Annotated in this window: 1 protein-coding gene; it reads left to right on the top strand. The window is 67.4% G+C overall.

The window, feature by feature from the left end:
• On the top strand, nucleotides 1-1977 hold a 1977-nt coding region (locus EZI54_RS23595), incomplete at both ends, for a condensation domain-containing protein (RefSeq protein WP_242674584.1).

The following is a 1977-nucleotide window of genomic DNA, read 5'->3' as shown; positions in this document are numbered from 1 at the left end:
TGGCGGTGGTGAAAGACACCGCCGCTGGCCAGCGACTGGTGGGCTACGTTTCCGGTGAGGACCTGGATGAGCGCCGCATCAAGGCGACGCTCCGGGAGCGGTTGCCGGAGTACATGGTGCCGTCGCATGTCGTGACGCTTGAGCGCCTGCCGCAGCTGCCCAACGGCAAACTGGACCGCAATGCGCTGCCGGAGCTGGCCGTCGGTCAAACCGATTACGAAGCCCCCGCCACCGATTGCGAACAACGCCTCGCGGCGCTCTGGCAGGCGCTGCTGCAACAGGATCGTATCGGACGGCAGGATCACTTCTTCGAACTGGGCGGCCACTCCCTGCTGGCTACGCAACTGGTCTCGCGCCTGCGTCACGAGTGGGCCGTGGACTTCCCGCTGCGGGCGGTGTTCGAGGCACCCCGGTTGGCGGACATGGCCACCTGGCTGGACGATCTGGAGACCGGGCCAACACCGGCGGCCATGCCTGCGCTGGGCCTGAGCGACGCCCCCCAGTCCTTCGCCCAGCAGCGGCTCTGGTTCCTGGATCAGTTGGAACCGGGCGCGACGGCCTATAACCTGCCCGCCGTCTTGCGTCTCACCGGCGCATTGGATGAAAGCGCGTTGCAGCAGGCGCTCAACGGTCTGGCGGAACGCCACGAGACCTTGCGCACGCGCCTGGTGGCGCCGCCGGAGGGTGAAACCATCCCGCGACAGGTCATTGACCCGGCAACCAGCGTCCTGATCGAGCGGGTGGACCTGACCAAATCCGGTGATGTGGAAGCCGCCTTCCGGGCTCATGCACTGGACTTTATGGCCCGCCCGTTCCGGCTGGGTGGACAGCCCCTGTGGCGTGTCGGCCTGGTCTGGATGGGGGAACAGGAATGGCACCTGCTGATCTGTATGCACCACGCCATTTCCGATGGCGGGTCGGTGCCGGTCCTGATGCGGGATTTTGTGGCGCTGTATCGTGCCGCCTGTGGCGAGCCGGCATCGAGCCTGCCGGTCCTGCCCATCCAGTACGCGGATTTCTCGGTATGGCAGCGGGACTGGCTGGCCGGCGGCGAGGGCGCTCGCCAGCTGGACTACTGGCGTACCCGGCTGGGCGACGCGCAACCGGTGCTGGAGCTGCCCACTGACCGGCCCCGCCCGGCACGGCAGGGCTTCCGGGGTGCGCGCCACCACTTCCAGCTGGGGCGGCTGCTGGGTGACCGGCTGCGCGAGCTGGCCACGCGGCACGATGCGACGCCATTCATGGTGTTGCTGGCGGCCTATAACGTACTGCTGCATCGGCTCAGTGGCCAGGAGGACCTGCGGGTCGGCGTGCCGGTGGCGGGCCGGAACCGCCGCGAAACCGAGGACCTGGTTGGCTTCTTCGTCAATACCCAGGTCCTGCGCTGTGAACTGGACGCCGTCCAGTCCTTCGACGAGGTGTTGGCCACGGTCCGACAGGCGGCCATTGAGACCCAGGCCAACCAGGACCTGCCATTCGAGCAGTTGGTGGAAGTCCTGCAGCCGGAACGCAGCCTGAGCCACAACCCGCTGTTCCAGGTGGCGTTCGACTACCAGCACCGCGACCACGGTGGTCTGGGCGACCTGCCGGGGCTGGCTGTGGACGTGCTGGAGCTGAACGACGGCAGCACCCAGTTCGATATGGCTCTGAACCTGATCGAGGAGGCCGACGGCCGCCTGTCCGGAAACTGGAACTACGCCACGGACCTGTTCGATGCCGACACCATCGAGCGCATCCAGGCCCGATTCGAACGGTTGCTGGGGCAGATCCTGATGGCGCCGGAGCAGGCGGTGGGCGACATCGACCTGCTGGACGAGGCCGATCGTTCGCAACTGGTCGACTGGAACGCCACCGAAGTGGACTACGGCCAGCCGGAGCCGGTGCATCGGTTGTTCGAACGCCAGGCCGCGGCCCATCCGGACCGCGAGGCACTGGTCTGCGGCGACCGGCGCCTGGGCTATGCGGAGTTCGACCAGG

It is taken from the genome of Marinobacter halodurans (assembly GCF_004327985.1).
Classification (GTDB): domain Bacteria; phylum Pseudomonadota; class Gammaproteobacteria; order Pseudomonadales; family Oleiphilaceae; genus Marinobacter_A; species Marinobacter_A halodurans.
This window is presented reverse-complemented; position numbering and strand designations above follow the sequence as displayed.